Below are 13,951 nucleotides of genomic sequence, written 5' to 3' on the forward strand. Positions count from 1 at the left end.
AGGGCGGGGGTTGCCGTGGAGGTGGGTCGCCCCCTCCTCCCCTTCCCGTCCCGAGTCCGGGGGCTGCCGCCCCCGGGGCCCCCGCTTCGGCCTGGACGGCCTCGTCCTCAAGCGCCGGACGGGCTGTCAGCGGCTGAGCGCCGCCGTCAGGTGCGGGCCGTCCGGGGGACCCGGCCGCGCGGCAACCCGGGGCCGCCCCACCACCCCGTTTCTCTGATCACATGACCAGCAGACGTATCGCCGGGCACGCCCTCGCCCTCCTGCTCGCCGCTGTCACCGCCCTGCCCGTCGGTGTCGCCGGTGCCGCTCCCGTACCGCCCGCTCCGGGGCCCCTGGGCGAGCTGGTGCCGGGGGTCGCACCGGGGCCCGCGCAGCCCTGGTCCGTCGACACGCCCGACCAGGCGCTGCCGCCGGTGCTGTACAAGCCGTCCGCCGAGGAGGAGGCAGTCGAGCCGCGCAGGGCGGTGGAGGGCACGTACGCGCTCGTCGAGTACGTGCCGTTGGGGGAGGCGGTCGCGCGGGTGAGCTGTACGGGCAAGACCGGGCCGTATCAGCGGCAGGTCGAGCGGTGGCTGGGGCTGAGGGTGGACGGGACGCAGTCGGCGGCCGACTGCCGGGCCGTCCGGGCGTTCCAGGTGAGGCAGGGGATCAAGCCGGCCATCGGGTTCGCCGGGCCCGTGACGTGGGGCCGGATGCAGTATCTGTCGGCGCGCCGGAACCCCAATGCCGCCGGTCGCTGCCCGGTGCGGAGCTACCCCGTGGCGTGTGTGGATCTCAGCCGGCAGCTGACCTGGGTGCAGAAGGGGCGGAAGGTGGTGTTCGGGGCGGTGCCGATCCGCAGCGGGCGGGCCGGGTACCGGACCCGGGCCGGGTGGCACAAGGTCTACTGGCGGCACAAGAACCACTGGTCGACGCTGTACAACACACCCATGCCGTACTCCCAGTTCTTCAGCGGCGGGCAGGCCTTCCACGGCGTCTACGGCAATCTCAACACCACCGTCGGCTCCATGGGCTGCGTCAATCTGTCCGTCCCCGACGCGCGGAGGCTGTGGAGCGTGCTGAAGAAGGGTGACCGCGTGTTCGTGTGGGGGCGCCGGCCCGGGACCTAGGCCTGCCGTTTGGATCAGGTCGCAGACGCGGGGCCTGGCACGCGCATCTGCGGCGTTGTCGTCGGTTGCCGATGCTCCGCATCGCCGCCCTCCTCCGCCTTGCAACTGCACGCACCAGGCCCCGCTCACCGGCGCTGACGAGATGCCGTCGATTCCCTGCGGCCTGATCCAAACGACAGGCCCTAGCTCTAAAACTGACGGACGTCATTGACAGGTGGGTCTCCCGTCCCTAGGAGACCCCCATGACTGAACGCGAGCTCGCAAGACGCGCCCGCCATCGGCTCGCAGTGCTGCGCCACGCGGAAGAGGTGAGCGGCAACGTCGCCGCCACCTGCCGCTACTACGGCATCAGCCGCCAGTGCTTCTACACCTGGCGCCGACGCTACGAAGCCGAGGGCCTGGACGGCCTCAAGGACCGCTCCAGCGCTCCGCACCACACTCCGCGTGCCACGACGGCCGACGTGGTGGAGAAGATCCTCTGGCTGCGTCGGCAGTACCACTTCGGCCCGGCGAAGATCGCCATGTATCTGCAGCGCTACCACGACGTCGCGATCAGCACGTCGGGCGTCTGGCGGATCCTGAAGAAAGTTGGATTGAACCGGCTGCCGGCCTCGCAGCGCTACAAGCGCCGCTCCATCCGCTGGAAGCGCTACGAGAAGCAGCGACCGGGCCACCAGCTGCAGGTGGACGTCAAGTTCATCGAGCCGCTCGGCCAGAGCGGACGGAAGAAGCGCTACTACCAGTACACCGCCATCGACGACTGCACCCGCCTGCGAGTGCTGCGCGCCTTCCCCCGCAACGATCAGAAGACCGCAATCCAGTTCATCGACTACGTCCTGGCCAAGCTCCCCTTCGCGGTCGATCAGATCCAGACCGACAACGGCCAGGAGTTCGGCCAGACCTTCCACTGGCACCTGCTGGACAAGGGCATCGGACACGTCCGCATCAAGCCTCGCACCCCGCGGCTGAACGGCAAGGTCGAGCGATCCCACCGCATCGACTCGGAGGAGTTCTACCGCCTGCTGGAGGGCCAGGTCATCGACGACGTCAACCTCTTCAACAGCAAACTGCAGGAGTGGGAGGACTACTACAACTACCATCGCCCCCACGGCGCCCTCGCCGGCCAGACCCCTTACGAACGCCTACGACAGAAAGCCCAAGACCCACTGTCATAGGCGTCCGTCAGCTGCACACCTAGCCGGGCTGCCGGCGCGGGCCGCAGCCGGGCCGGCGGCAGGGGCCGCAGCCGGGCCGGCGGCAGGGGCCGCAGCCGAGCCGTCGGCGGGGGCCGCTGCCTCGGGCGTGTCGGGCCCCTCTGAGACACTGGGCGCGATGAGCGAGAGAACAGCCCTGCGGACCGCGTCGCCGCTGCGCGCCCGTGCGGAGATCGACCTGGCCGCCCTGCGGGCCAATGTGCGGGCGCTGCGTGCCCATGCGCCGGGCGCGGCCCTGATGGCCGTGGTGAAGTCCGAGGCGTACGGCCACGGGGCTGTGCCGTGTGCCCGCGCGGCCGTCGCCGCGGGGGCGGACTGGCTGGGCACGGCGACGCCCGAGGAGGCCCTCGCCCTGCGGGCCGCCGGGCTGCCGGGCCGCATCATGTGCTGGCTGTGGACGCCCGGCGGACCCTGGCGCGAGGCGATCGAGGCGGACCTCGACGTGTCCGTCAGCGGGATGTGGGCCCTGGCGGAGGTCACCGAGGCGGCCCGGCTCGCCGGGCGGCCCGCGCGGGTGCAGCTCAAGGCCGACACCGGGCTCGGGCGGGGCGGCTGCCAGCCCGGGGACGACTGGGCCGAGCTGGTCCGGGAGGCCCTGCGCGCCGAGACCGAGGGGCTCGTGCGGGTCACGGGACTGTGGTCGCACTTCGCCTGTGCCGACGAGCCCGGCCATCCCTCCATCGCCGCCCAGCTCGGCCGCTTCCGGGAGATGGTCGCGTACGCCGAGGAGCAGGGCGCCCGCCCCGAGGTGCGGCACATCGCCAACTCGCCGGCCACGCTCACGCTCCCCGAGAGCCATTTCGACCTGGTCCGGGCCGGCATCGCCACGTACGGCATTTCTCCCAGCCCCGAGCTCGGCACCCCGGCCGACTTCGGGCTGCGCCCGGTGATGACGCTGTCCGCCTCACTCGCCCTGGTCAAGCACGTGCCGGGCGGGCACGGCGTCAGCTACGGCCACCGGTATGTGACGCCCGGCGAGACCACCCTCGGCCTCGTCCCGCTGGGCTACGCCGACGGCATCCCGCGGCACGCCTCCTCGGCCGGGCCGGTCCTGGTCGAGGGCAAGTGGCGCACGATCGCGGGGCGGGTCGCCATGGACCAGTTCGTGGTCGACCTGGGCGGCGACGAGCCCGCGCCGGGCGCCGAGGCGGTGCTCTTCGGGCCCGGGGACCGCGGCGAGCCCACCGCCGAGGACTGGGCCCAGGCGGCCGGAACCATCGCCTACGAGATCGTGACCCGGATCGGAACGCGCGTTCCTCGCGTCTATGTGAATGACGAACAGGACGGGTAACTCGCACCGAGGACCGGTCACGCGAAGAACAACAGGCACCCTCGCAGCACCAGCACCAGCACCAGCACCAGCACCAGACCAGCAGCATCGGCAACAGCACCCCGGCGAAGAGGAGTAGTACGTGAGCGAGAGCAGTGCGGAGGTCGTCGCGAACGCCGCCACCGCGGCCGTCGCGGCCTCCGCCGCGGGGGCGGCGGGGGGCTGGCGCCGGGCGACCGGCATCGCCGGTGTCGCGATAGGCGTGATGGCCGCGGGCGCGGCCGCCGGTGTCGCCCTGGAGCGGATGACGGTCGGCCGGGGCATGCGCCAGAAGGCCCGGCTCGCCCTCGACTCCGCGGGACCCTACGGCTCGCTGCGCGGCATGCCGGGCAAGGCGTTCTCCGACGACGGTACGGAGCTGTACTACGAGGTCGACGACCTCGACCCGGAGGCCGCCCCGGCTGCCCTCGGCCCGCGCCGCCGACGGCTCTTCGGCCGCAAGGCCCCCGCCCCCGTCACCGTCGTCTTCAGCCACGGCTACTGCCTCAACCAGGACTCCTGGCACTTCCAGCGGGCGGCGCTCAGAGGCGTCGTACGGACCGTCCACTGGGACCAGCGCAGCCACGGCCGGTCCGGGCGGGGCGTGGCCCAGGGGCGGGACGAGCCGGTCACCATCGAGCAGCTGGGCCGCGACCTGAAGGCCGTCATCGACGCGGCCGCGCCAGAGGGGCCGATCGTGCTGGTCGGGCACTCGATGGGCGGCATGACGGTGATGGCGCTGGCCGACCAGTACCCCGAGCTGGTCCGGGAGCGGGTCGTCGGGGTGGCCTTCGTGGGGACGTCGTCGGGGCGGCTCGGCGAGGTCAACTACGGGCTTCCGGTGGCCGGCGTCAACGCGGTGCGGCGGGTGCTGCCCGGCGTGCTGAAGGCGATGGGGCAGCGGGCCGACCTGGTGGAGAAGGGGCGCCGGGCGACCGCGGACCTGTTCGCCGGGATCATCAAGCGGTACTCGTTCGCGTCCCGGGACGTCGACCCGGCCGTCGCCCGGTTCGCCGAGCGGATGATCGAGGGCACGCCCATCGACGTGGTCGCCGAGTACTACCCGGCGTTCAACGACCACGACAAGACCGACGCGCTGGTGCACTTCGCGGACGTGCCGGTGCTCGTCCTGGCCGGGGTGCAGGATCTGGTCACGCCCAGTGAGCACAGTGAGGCCATCGCCGATCTGCTGCCGGATGCCGAGCTGGTGCTGGTGCCGGACGCGGGGCACCTGGTGATGCTGGAACACCCGGAAGTGGTCACCGACCGCCTCGCCGACCTGCTCACCCGCACGGGTGCCGTGCCCGCAGGAGCTACCGTGAAGGGTTATGGAAGCACCAGCAGCACCGCACAACCCGGCTGAGTCCGGATCGGTCCAGATCGTCGTCACGTCCCCCGAGCAGATGCGGGAGCTGGGCCGCCGGCTCGCGAAACTGCTGCGCGCGGGTGATCTGGTGATGCTCAGCGGAGAGCTCGGGGCGGGCAAGACGACACTGACGCGTGGGCTGGGCGAGGGGCTCGGCGTACGCGGGGCCGTCACCTCGCCGACGTTCGTGATCGCCCGAGTGCATCCGTCGCTGGGCGACGGGCCGCCGCTGGTCCATGTCGACGCCTACCGGCTGTCCGGCGGGCTGGACGAGATGGAGGACCTGGATCTCGACGTCTCGCTGCCCGAGTCCGTGGTGGTCGTGGAGTGGGGCGAGGGCAAGGTCGAGGAGCTGACCGAGGAGCGGCTCCAGGTGGTCATCCACCGGGCGGTGGGCGACACGAGCGACGAGGTCCGGCGGATGACGATCACCGGTCTGGGGGAACGCTGGGCGTCGGCGGACCTGAGCGTGCTCGCGGCGTAGCTCCCGCAGCGTGGTGTTTTGATGAACGTTCCGACAAGGCGTCGGCAAGATGTTGCGTTCGGCGTCTTGTGCGTGGTCACATGGTATCCAGTCCGTAGTTAGGTGTACCTAACTACGTCCGCCCCGCCTTCGGGAGGCGTCCATGTCGGCTACAGAGAGCAAGGGGCAGCCGCTGCCGTTCGCGGTCGCCGGGGTGTCCATGCGTGACCTGCTGGCGGCGGGCGAGGCGGCGGCGCTGATCTCCACGCCACCGCGCCCTCCGGAACTCGCCGAGCCGGCCGAGCGGGCAGCGGACCACCGGGAAGCGGCCTAGTGCCGCATCAGGCAACGTTCGTCCCGTCGACGCCCCCACTCGAAGCTGTTCCACGGCGCGTGCTGCTAGGGGTTGGCCTGCATCACGTGGGCCCGTTCACCCCCAATGGCGGTCGTACACACGCTGGATCGCCTTGTCCAGCTTGACGCGGAGAGGTGCCTGCGCCGCCCACGCCTCAGCGCGTGCCTCGGGGGTGGGTAAGAGGCCACGCGAGATCTCATTCCCGACCTCCCGCGTGGTGTCCTCGTAGCGCCGCATAATGCCTTCCGCCAGACGCCCTACCTCGTTGGGCCCGACTTGGCTGACCACGTGAGCAGCGTTGTGAAGATCATGCATGGCGTCGTTCAGCTCTTCCAGTACCACTTCGCTGGCCAAGAGGGAGCGACGAAACTGAGCCAACGCCTTCTGGAAGAGTCCATATGAGGTATGGCGGGCATCAGCCAGCCACCGGGCACGCTCCACCCTCAATGGGGCACGCATCTGCCAACGGGCGATCACGACGCTGACGGGAATGCTGCCGAGCGCAAGGGCTGCAATGACCTCAGAGGTGTCCATGACCAATCATGATGACCGTCCTGGCTCCAGGGGGTAGTCAACAGGGCGAACGTTGCCTGCTGCGGCACTAGGCCGGATCCGAACGGCAGGTCCTAGCGGACGACCACGACCTTGCGGCCGATCGTCGCGAACGTCCACATCGCCTCGCCGTCCTCGCGTGACTCGCGGATGCCGCCCGTGCGTACCTTCACCTTCGGGGCCGGTGCGGCGGTCGAGTCGTCCACGGCCGCGCTGAAGCCGATCACCACGTCGTCCACGCTGGTGAAGCGCACGACGTGCTCGACGGGGACGCCGTCGGAGCCGGTGACGGCGTTCGAGCGGGACGTGACCGAGTAGCTGCCCGGGGCGGGGTCCACCGCGCTCGGGTGAACCTCGAACGTGCGGGTGACCGTCTCGTCCTCGCCGACCAGCCACACCCGGTCGCCGCGCAGGGAGTACACGACCCGCGCGCCCTTGCCGGACCCGCCGGGCAGCGCGGCGGGATCCTTCCTGGCCCGGGGTGGCGCCTTCGAGACGCCGGCCGCCGGCGCGACGTCCGCCTGTGTCCGGCCGAGGCCGGGCGGGAGGGCCTGTGATGCCTGGTGGGCGAGGTAGCCGACCGTCGCGAGGGCCGCGGCGGTGAGCCCGGCCACGATCCCCGAGCTGCTGACTGCCACCGGCGCCCACCTCCGCGTCGTACGTTCCTGTCGTGCACGGTGCGCATACCGCGCCGTGACGGTAGGTGACGGTAGCAGCAGGTGACGGCCCGACAGGTGCGGCCGTGCCGGGCCCTGTGTCCCGTGTCGGACCTCCCGCCCGCCCCGCGACGCCCGGCACGCGTTCCCCCGGGTTCCCGGCTGCGATCGCACGCCCCCGAAGCCCTCGGCCTCGCCCGAGCCGGGGCACCCCCATGACACCGCGGGGCCCGTCCTGCGGACGACGGTGCGGCCGTGCCGGGCCCCGGGGAGCCGTAGGCTGTTTGCGTGCTCTTGCTCGCTCTGGATACCGCCACACCCGCCGTCACCGTCGCGCTGCACGACGGCCGGGACGTCATCGCCTCGTCGAGTCAGGTGGACGCGCGCCGGCACGGGGAACTGCTGCTGCCCGCGATCGACCGGGTGCTCGCCGAGGCCGGTCTGAAGCTCGACGCCGTCACCGGGGTCGTCGCCGGCATCGGGCCGGGCCCGTACACCGGGCTGCGCGTCGGTCTGATGACCGCCGAGACCTTCGGGCTCGCGCTCGGCGTCCCCGTGCACGGCGTGTGCACGCTGGACGGCCTCGCCTACGCCGCCGACCTTCAGGGCCCGTTCGTCGTGGCGACCGACGCCCGCCGCAAGGAGGTGTACTGGGCGCGCTACGCCGACTCCCGCACCCGCGTCACGGACCCGGCCGTCGACCGGCCCGCCGACATCGCCGAGCAGGTCGAGGGGCTGCCCGCGGTCGGCGCGGGCGCGCTGCTGTACCCGGACACCTTCCCCCAGGCGCACGAGCCCGAGCACGTGTCGGCCGCGGCGATCGCCCGGCTGGCCGCCGAGAAGCTGGCGGCGGGCGAGGAACTCCCCGCGCCCCGGCCGCTGTATCTGCGCCGCCCCGACGCCCAGGTCCCCAAGAACTACAAGGTGGTCACCCCCAAGTGACCAAGCCCGAGACGTGTGTGCTGCGCGAGATGCGCTGGTGGGACATCGACCGTGTGCTGGAGCTTGAGCGGGACCTGTTCCCCGACGACGCCTGGTCGCGGGGCATGTTCTGGTCCGAGCTGGCCCATGCGCGCGGGCCGGAGGCGAGCCGGAAGTACCTCGTGGCCGAGGAGGGGGAGCGGATCGTCGGGTACGCCGGTGTCGCCTCCTCCGGCGAGCAGGCCGACATCCAGACCATCGCCGTCACCCGCGAGTACTGGGGCACGGGGCTGGGCGGCCGTCTCCTCACCGAACTGCTGCGGGCCGCGACCGCCTTCGAGTGCGCCGAAGTGATGCTGGAGTGCCGGGTGGACAACGTCCGCGCGCAGAAGCTGTACGAGCGCTTCGGCTTCGAGGCCATCGGCTTCCGGCGCGGCTACTACCAGCCGGGGAACGTCGACGCCCTGGTGATGCGACTGACCACGAAACCCGACAGCGGCTCCGCCGCGGGTTCGGCTCCCGTACAAGGAACCCAGATCAATGACTGACTCACGCGACGAGCCTCTCGTTCTCGGCATCGAGACCTCCTGTGACGAGACCGGCGTCGGCATCGTCCGCGGCACCACCCTGCTCGCCGACGCCGTCGCCTCCAGCGTCGACGAGCACGCCCGGTTCGGCGGTGTCGTGCCCGAGGTCGCCTCCCGGGCGCATCTGGAGGCGATGGTCCCCACCATCGACCGCGCGCTGAAGGAGGCGGGAGTCAGCGCCCGCGACCTCGACGGCATCGCCGTCACCGCCGGTCCCGGCCTCGCCGGTGCCCTGTTGGTCGGCGTCTCGGCGGCGAAGGCCTACGCGTACGCGCTCGGCAAGCCCCTGTACGGCGTCAACCACCTCGCCTCGCACATCTGCGTCGACCAGCTGGAGCACGGCGCGCTGCCCGAGCCGACCATGGCGCTGCTGGTCTCCGGCGGCCACTCCTCGCTGCTGCTGTCCTCGGACATCACCTCCGACGTCCGCCCGATGGGCGCGACCATCGACGACGCGGCCGGCGAGGCCTTCGACAAGATCGCCCGCGTGCTGAACCTGGGTTTCCCGGGCGGCCCGGTCATCGACCGCTACGCACGCGAGGGCGACCCGGACGCGATCGCCTTCCCGCGCGGCCTGACCGGTCCGCGCGACCCGGCCTACGACTTCTCCTTCTCCGGGCTGAAGACGGCCGTGGCGCGCTGGATCGAGGCCAAGCGGGCGGCGGGGGAGGAGGTCCCGGTGCGGGACGTGGCGGCCTCCTTCCAGGAGGCGGTCGTGGACGTGCTGACCCGCAAGGCCGTCCGGGCCTGCAAGGACGAGGGCGTCGACCACCTGATGATCGGTGGCGGTGTGGCCGCCAACTCCCGGCTGCGCGCCCTGGCCCAGGAGCGCTGCGAGGCGGCCGGGATCCGGCTGCGGGTGCCGCGGCCCAAGCTGTGCACGGACAACGGGGCGATGGTCGCCGCGCTGGGCGCCGAGATGGTGGCCCGCAACCGGTCCGCGTCGAGCTGGGACCTGCCGGCGGACTCCTCGCTGCCGGTGACGGAGCCGCACGTACCGGGCCACCACCACGGCCACGACCATGTGCACGAGATCAGCAAGGAGAACCTCTACTCGTGACGGTCGCCCTGATGTGGGAGGCGCGGGCGGTGCCCGGCCGGGGCGAGGAGCTGCTGGCCTGGGCCCGGGGGCAGGAGCTGCCCCGTGAGCCCCTGCGCCGGGAGACCCTGCGCGCTCCCCAGGACCGGGTCCTGGTCATCACCTGGTGGGACGCCCCGTACGACGCCGAGCTGCCGGAACTTCCCGAGCCGGACGGGGAGTTGGTCATGCGGGCCGTTCACCGGTGGCGGTTCGAGTCGGTGGGCGCCGGCTGACCGAGAGCTCCCAGGGCCTGCTGCCGACGTGACCCCGCCACAGCAGCAGGTCGTGCCTGCGTTCCCAGTGGGCGGCGACCGCGGCCTGGCCCAGCCAGTCGAGAGCCGACCACAGGGGGATCACCGCCGTCCACGGCTCCCACAGGGCCAGCGGCACCGCGAACAGCGTGTACAGCACGAACATCCGCGGGCTGAACGGCCGGTCGCGCAGGAAGCGCTCTGTGGCCGGGGCCGGGTCGGTGCCGTCGAGCCGTACCGCCTTCTCGAAGTCCCGTACCTCGCTGAACCACTTGATCCTGGTGGCCTTGAGGAGCGTCCACACCACGATGGAGCCGAGCACGGCGGCGGCGTACAGCCCCAGCCGGCCGGGTTCGGACGGCGGGGAGAAGCCGCGGGCCAGGCCCACGGTCGTCAGGACGACGGCCGAGGCGGCCAGGACCGAGACGACGGCCCGTAGTTCGTGGTGCACCAGTCTGTCCATGCGCTTCCCCCGGCATCCCCCGCGCGGAGGCTCACCCCGCCCCCGACACCTCCGTCTCGCACCGCAGCCGCCGGTCGGCGCCTAGCACCCGGGCCGGGCCCGTGAGGGTGAGGTGGGCCGTGTGGCGTACATCCGTGCTGGACGCCGCCAAACGTAGTTCCAGGGCGCCCGGTTCGACCACCCTGTGGCCGGAACGGTCGGTGAACGCCGAAAGGTCCGTGTGGAAACGGAACAGCACCCGGGCCGCGTCCCCCGGCGCCAGCCGCACCCGCTGGTAGCCGATCAGCCGCATGTCGGGCCGGGTCACCGACGCCACCGGGTCGTGCAGATACAGCTGCACGACCTCCGCGCCCTCGCGGTCGCCCGTGTTGCGGACGGTCACCGAGACGTCGTACGTCCCGTCCGTGCCGATCTGCGCCGGCTCCTCGCCGCCCGTGCCGTCCTCCCACGCGAACGTCGTGTACGAGCGGCCGTGCCCGAAGGCGTACAGCGGGGTCGGGTCGAGGTTGCTGACCTCGCCCGCGAGGCCGAGGGGCGGCTGGAGGTACGTCCAGGGCTGGCCGCCGGGGGCCTGCGGGACGCTCACGGGCAGGCGGCCCGAGGGGTTCACGCGGCCCGACAGCACTCCCGCCACCGCCGGGCCGCCCTCCTCCCCCGGGAAGAACGCCTGGACGACCGCGCCCAGGCGGCCGTGCCAGCGGCCGAGAGCGTAGGGACGGCCGGTCAGCAGCACCAGCACCACGGGGACGCCCGTGGCGACCAGCGCGTCCAGCAGCTCGCCCTGGGCGCCCGGCAGGGCGAGGTCCGTCGCGTCACAGCCCTCGCCCGAGGTGCCGCGGCCGAACAGGCCGGCCCGGTCGCCGAGGACGGCCACGCAGACGTCCGCCTCGGCGGCGCGGGCGACGGCCTCCTCGAAGCCGGAGGTGTCCGGGTCCGTCACGTCGCAGCCCTGCGCGAACGTCACCTTGGCGTCGGGGAGTTCGGTGCGCAGGGCGTCGAGGACCGTCGGGATGTCGATGCCGGTCGGGACACCGGGGTGGTGGGTGAGGACGTGGGAGGGGAAGGAGTAGCAGCCCAGCATGGCCAGGGCGTCGGCCGCCCGGGGGCCGATCACCGCGATCCGGGTGTCGGGGGCCAGCGGGAGCAGGCCGTCGGGGTTGTCGAGCAGGACGACGGACTCCTCGGCCAGGCGGCGGGCCAGTATGCGGTTGCCCGTCGAGTCGAGGTCGACCGGGGCGGCCGGCTCGGGGGTCCAGTCCTCGTCCAGCAGGCCCAGTTCGCACTTCTGGAGCAGGACGCGGCGGGCCGCGCGGTCCACGAGCTCCTCGGGGATCTCGCCCGAGCGGACCGCGTCCACCAGCGGATCGCCGTAGCACTTCAGGCTCGGCAGTTCGACGTCGATGCCGGCCACCAGGGCCGCGTGGGCCGCCTCGGCCGGGGTGCCGGCGATCCGGTGGAGGGTCTGGAGGAAGCCGATGCCGAAGTAGTCCGCGACGACCGTGCCGGTGAAGCCCCACTCCTCGCGCAGGAGTCCGGTCAGCAGCTCGGGGTCCGCCGAGGCCGGGACGCCGTCCCGCTCCGTGTACGCGGCCATCACCGAACGGGCCCCGCCCTCGCGCAGCGCCATCTCGAAGGGCGGGAGCGTGACGTCCGCGAACTCGCGGACGCCGGCCCGTACGGGGGCCAGGTTGCGGGCGCCGGCCGAGGAGGCGTACCCGGCGAAGTGCTTCAGCGTGGCGACGACCCCGGCCGACTCAAGGCCCCGCACATAGGCCGTGCCGAGGGTGCCGACCAGGTACGGGTCCTCGCCGATCGTCTCCTCCACGCGGCCCCAGCGCGGATCGCGTACGACGTCCAGGACGGGCGCGAGGCCCTGGTGGACGCCGGCCGAGCGCAGGTCGTCGCCGATGCGGCGGGCCATCTCCTCGACCAGCGGGGGGTCCCAGGTCGCTCCCCAGGCCAGCGGGACCGGGTAGGCCGTGGCCTGCCAGGCGGTGAAGCCGGCCAGGCACTCCTCGTGCGCGATCGCCGGGATGCCGAAGCGGCCGGCCTCGGTGATGCGGCGCTGGGCGCGGGCCAGTGCCTGCGCGCCCAGCGCCGGGTCCACGGGGGCGGTGCCGAAGGAGCGCGTGAGCTGGCCCAGGCCGCGGGTGATCAGCTCGTCCCACTCGTAGTCCACGGTCATGTCGTGCTGGTGCGGAGCGACTCCGTCGCCGTCCGTCGCGGCGCCCACCCACACGCCGTACAGCTGGGCGGTCTTCTCCTCCAGGGTCATCCGGGAGAGCAGGTCGTCGACGCGGGCGGTGGCGGGCAGGGCGGGGTCACGCCAGGGCGCGGTGGTCATGAAGCTCCTGTCGGGTGGACGGACGGCCCTCTCACGAACGGTGCTCACGAGCGTCTTTCACGCCCGCTTCAACGAATGTTTCGATAAGTATGTCGAATGTTCCGGGAACCTATGGCGCGACGGGGACTTCGTCAAGGGGGCCCGCAGGGATACGATCGCCGCCATGACATCCCCGGAGCCGGTTGAAAGCCGGACGCAAACCCGGACGCAGGGGCGCAGCGCGCAGACCGCGACGCTCGCCGAGATCGCCCGTGAGGCCGGTGTGTCGGCACCGACTGTTTCGAAGGTCCTCAACGGCCGGGCCGACGTCGCCCCCGGCACCCGGGCCCGCGTCGAGGACCTGCTGCGGGCCCACGGCTACCGGCGCCGCCGCGCGGAGGCGACCCGCTCACCCCTGATCGACCTGGTCTTCCACGAGCTGGAGAGCGCCTGGGCGCTGGAGGTCATCCGGGGCGTGGAGAACGTGGCCCGGGACGCGGGGCTCAGCGTGGTGCTGTCCGAGAGCGCGGGGCGGCTCACGCCCGGGCGGACCTGGGCCGACCAGGTCGCCGCTCGCCGCCCGCACGGCGTGATCCTGGTCCTGTCCGGGCTCGACGAGTCGCAGCGGGCGCTGCTGACCAGCCGCGCCATCCCGTTCGTGGTGATGGACCCGGCCGGCGACCCGGGGGCCGACGTGCCGTCGATCGGCGCGACCAACTGGCAGGGCGGTCTCGCGGCCACCCGGCACCTGGTCGAGCTGGGGCACCGCAGGATCGGCGCGATCAGCGGGCCGACGCAGATGATGTGCAGCCGCGCCCGGGTCGACGGTTACCGGGCCGCGCTGGAGACGGCCGGACTGCCGGTCGACCCCGGGCTGATCGCGAACGGTGACTTCCACCACGAGGCCGGCTACCGGCTGGGCCTGGAGCTGCTGCGCCGCCCGGACCGGCCGACCGCCGTCTTCGCCGGGAACGACCTCCAGGCGCTCGGGCTGTACGAGGCCGCGCGCGAGCTGGGGCTGCGCATCCCCGAGGACCTGAGCGTGGTCGGGTTCGACGATCTGCCGGTGGCGCCCCTGGTCGGGCCGCCGCTGACGACCGTACGGCAGCCGCTGACGGAGATGGCCGAGGCGGCGGCCAAGCTGGTCCTCGACCTCGGCCGCGAGGCGGGCACCCCGGCGGCCACCCGGGTGGAGCTTGCGACGAGCCTGGTGGTGCGCAGCAGTACGGCGCCGCCTGCGGACGGCTGACCGCTGTTGCTGTATTGACGGGTGTTCCCGGCGCCTCCACACTGCACCGAAG

The 13,951-nt window shown here is 72.5% G+C and carries 15 protein-coding genes; 11 read left to right on the forward strand and 4 right to left on the reverse strand.

What is annotated here, in order from left to right:
* Nucleotides 1–221: 221 nt before the first annotated feature.
* The 6 genes from PV963_RS27920 (at nt 222) to PV963_RS27945 (ending at nt 5,795) form a co-directional block, all read left to right on the forward strand.
* On the forward strand, nt 222–1,109 hold the full coding sequence (locus tag PV963_RS27920) for a L,D-transpeptidase family protein (protein ID WP_274818530.1): 888 nt from the start codon (nt 222–224) through the stop codon (nt 1,107–1,109).
* A gap of 242 nt (nt 1,110–1,351) precedes the next feature.
* A complete protein-coding gene (locus PV963_RS27925; RefSeq protein WP_274818531.1) occupies nt 1,352–2,284 on the forward strand; it encodes an IS481 family transposase in 933 nt (310 codons plus the stop codon).
* A 157-nt stretch (nt 2,285–2,441) separates the two neighbouring features.
* Nucleotides 2,442–3,614, forward strand: a complete 1,173-nt coding sequence (gene alr, locus PV963_RS27930; RefSeq protein WP_274818533.1) for an alanine racemase — start codon at nt 2,442–2,444, stop codon at nt 3,612–3,614.
* A gap of 121 nt (nt 3,615–3,735) precedes the next feature.
* Nucleotides 3,736–4,995, forward strand: coding sequence for an alpha/beta fold hydrolase (locus tag PV963_RS27935; protein ID WP_274818535.1), 1,260 nt, complete (start codon nt 3,736–3,738; stop codon nt 4,993–4,995).
* Nucleotides 4,961–5,482, forward strand: coding sequence for a tRNA (adenosine(37)-N6)-threonylcarbamoyltransferase complex ATPase subunit type 1 TsaE (gene tsaE, locus PV963_RS27940; RefSeq protein ID WP_274818536.1), 522 nt, complete (start codon nt 4,961–4,963; stop codon nt 5,480–5,482). Before PV963_RS27935 ends, tsaE begins: the two co-directional genes overlap by 35 nt.
* A 142-nt stretch (nt 5,483–5,624) precedes the next feature.
* The gene (locus tag PV963_RS27945; RefSeq protein WP_274818537.1) at nt 5,625–5,795 is read left to right on the forward strand and encodes a hypothetical protein; all 171 of its coding nucleotides are present in this window, start codon (nt 5,625–5,627) and stop codon (nt 5,793–5,795) included.
* A gap of 96 nt (nt 5,796–5,891) precedes the next feature.
* Here PV963_RS27945 and PV963_RS27950 read toward each other — a convergent pair whose 3' ends face one another.
* Both PV963_RS27950 and PV963_RS27955 read right to left on the reverse strand, forming a co-directional pair.
* Nucleotides 5,892–6,350 carry a hypothetical protein gene (locus PV963_RS27950; protein ID WP_274818538.1) on the reverse strand — a complete coding sequence of 153 codons (459 nt, stop codon included), beginning with the start codon at nt 6,348–6,350 and terminating at the stop codon, nt 5,892–5,894.
* Nucleotides 6,351–6,442: 92 nt separating this feature from the next.
* The gene (locus tag PV963_RS27955; protein ID WP_274818539.1) at nt 6,443–7,006 is read right to left on the reverse strand and encodes a hypothetical protein; all 564 of its coding nucleotides are present in this window, start codon (nt 7,004–7,006) and stop codon (nt 6,443–6,445) included.
* 306 nt (nt 7,007–7,312) lie between these two features.
* On the opposite strand from PV963_RS27955, the gene tsaB reads away from it, so the two are divergent.
* Genes tsaB through PV963_RS27975 form a run of 4 tightly spaced genes read left to right on the forward strand, consistent with a single transcriptional unit; the run spans nt 7,313 to nt 9,846 of the window.
* Nucleotides 7,313–7,966: a tRNA (adenosine(37)-N6)-threonylcarbamoyltransferase complex dimerization subunit type 1 TsaB gene (gene tsaB / locus PV963_RS27960; protein WP_274818540.1), complete on the forward strand. Its 654-nt coding sequence runs from the start codon at nt 7,313–7,315 to the stop codon at nt 7,964–7,966.
* A gap of 29 nt (nt 7,967–7,995) precedes the next feature.
* The gene (gene rimI, locus PV963_RS27965; protein WP_274822132.1) at nt 7,996–8,493 is read left to right on the forward strand and encodes a ribosomal protein S18-alanine N-acetyltransferase; all 498 of its coding nucleotides are present in this window, start codon (nt 7,996–7,998) and stop codon (nt 8,491–8,493) included.
* Complete coding sequence (gene tsaD, locus PV963_RS27970; protein WP_274818542.1) at nt 8,486–9,592, forward strand: tRNA (adenosine(37)-N6)-threonylcarbamoyltransferase complex transferase subunit TsaD; 1,107 nt, start codon at nt 8,486–8,488, stop codon at nt 9,590–9,592. The genes rimI and tsaD overlap by 8 nt, the downstream gene beginning before the upstream one ends.
* Complete coding sequence (locus tag PV963_RS27975; protein ID WP_274818544.1) at nt 9,589–9,846, forward strand: hypothetical protein; 258 nt, start codon at nt 9,589–9,591, stop codon at nt 9,844–9,846. Before tsaD ends, PV963_RS27975 begins: the two co-directional genes overlap by 4 nt.
* On the opposite strand, the gene PV963_RS27980 is transcribed toward PV963_RS27975, so the two are convergent.
* Nucleotides 9,797–10,327 carry a hypothetical protein gene (locus tag PV963_RS27980; RefSeq protein ID WP_274818545.1) on the reverse strand — a complete coding sequence of 177 codons (531 nt, stop codon included), beginning with the start codon at nt 10,325–10,327 and terminating at the stop codon, nt 9,797–9,799. The two genes, PV963_RS27975 and PV963_RS27980, sit on opposite strands and share 50 nt — an antisense overlap.
* Nucleotides 10,328–10,358: 31 nt before the next feature.
* Complete coding sequence (locus tag PV963_RS27985; RefSeq protein WP_274818547.1) at nt 10,359–12,671, reverse strand: glycoside hydrolase family 3 N-terminal domain-containing protein; 2,313 nt, start codon at nt 12,669–12,671, stop codon at nt 10,359–10,361.
* A 163-nt stretch (nt 12,672–12,834) separates the two neighbouring features.
* On the opposite strand from PV963_RS27985, the gene PV963_RS27990 reads away from it, so the two are divergent.
* Nucleotides 12,835–13,899, forward strand: coding sequence for a LacI family DNA-binding transcriptional regulator (locus PV963_RS27990; protein WP_274818548.1), 1,065 nt, complete (start codon nt 12,835–12,837; stop codon nt 13,897–13,899).
* The last annotated feature ends 52 nt before the right edge of the window (nt 13,900–13,951 follow it).

It is taken from the genome of Streptomyces coeruleorubidus, assembly GCF_028885415.1.
Classification (GTDB): domain Bacteria; phylum Actinomycetota; class Actinomycetes; order Streptomycetales; family Streptomycetaceae; genus Streptomyces; species Streptomyces coeruleorubidus_A.

Excerpts from the sequence above, each read along its gene's own strand:
- PV963_RS27920 (WP_274818530.1), top strand. The coding sequence starts at position 222 with ATGACCAGCAGACGTATCGCCGGGCACGCCCTCGCCCTCCTGCTCGCC.
- PV963_RS27925 (WP_274818531.1), top strand. The coding sequence starts at position 1,352 with ATGACTGAACGCGAGCTCGCAAGACGCGCCCGCCATCGGCTCGCAGTG.
- alr (WP_274818533.1), top strand. The coding sequence starts at position 2,442 with ATGAGCGAGAGAACAGCCCTGCGGACCGCGTCGCCGCTGCGCGCCCGT.
- tsaE (WP_274818536.1), top strand. The coding sequence starts at position 4,961 with ATGGAAGCACCAGCAGCACCGCACAACCCGGCTGAGTCCGGATCGGTC.
- PV963_RS27945 (WP_274818537.1), top strand. The coding sequence starts at position 5,625 with ATGTCGGCTACAGAGAGCAAGGGGCAGCCGCTGCCGTTCGCGGTCGCC.
- PV963_RS27950 (WP_274818538.1), bottom strand. The coding sequence starts at position 6,350 with ATGGACACCTCTGAGGTCATTGCAGCCCTTGCGCTCGGCAGCATTCCC.
- rimI (WP_274822132.1), top strand. The coding sequence starts at position 7,996 with ATGCGCTGGTGGGACATCGACCGTGTGCTGGAGCTTGAGCGGGACCTG.
- tsaD (WP_274818542.1), top strand. The coding sequence starts at position 8,486 with ATGACTGACTCACGCGACGAGCCTCTCGTTCTCGGCATCGAGACCTCC.
- PV963_RS27980 (WP_274818545.1), bottom strand. The coding sequence starts at position 10,327 with ATGGACAGACTGGTGCACCACGAACTACGGGCCGTCGTCTCGGTCCTG.
- PV963_RS27985 (WP_274818547.1), bottom strand. The coding sequence starts at position 12,671 with ATGACCACCGCGCCCTGGCGTGACCCCGCCCTGCCCGCCACCGCCCGC.
- PV963_RS27990 (WP_274818548.1), top strand. The coding sequence starts at position 12,835 with ATGACATCCCCGGAGCCGGTTGAAAGCCGGACGCAAACCCGGACGCAG.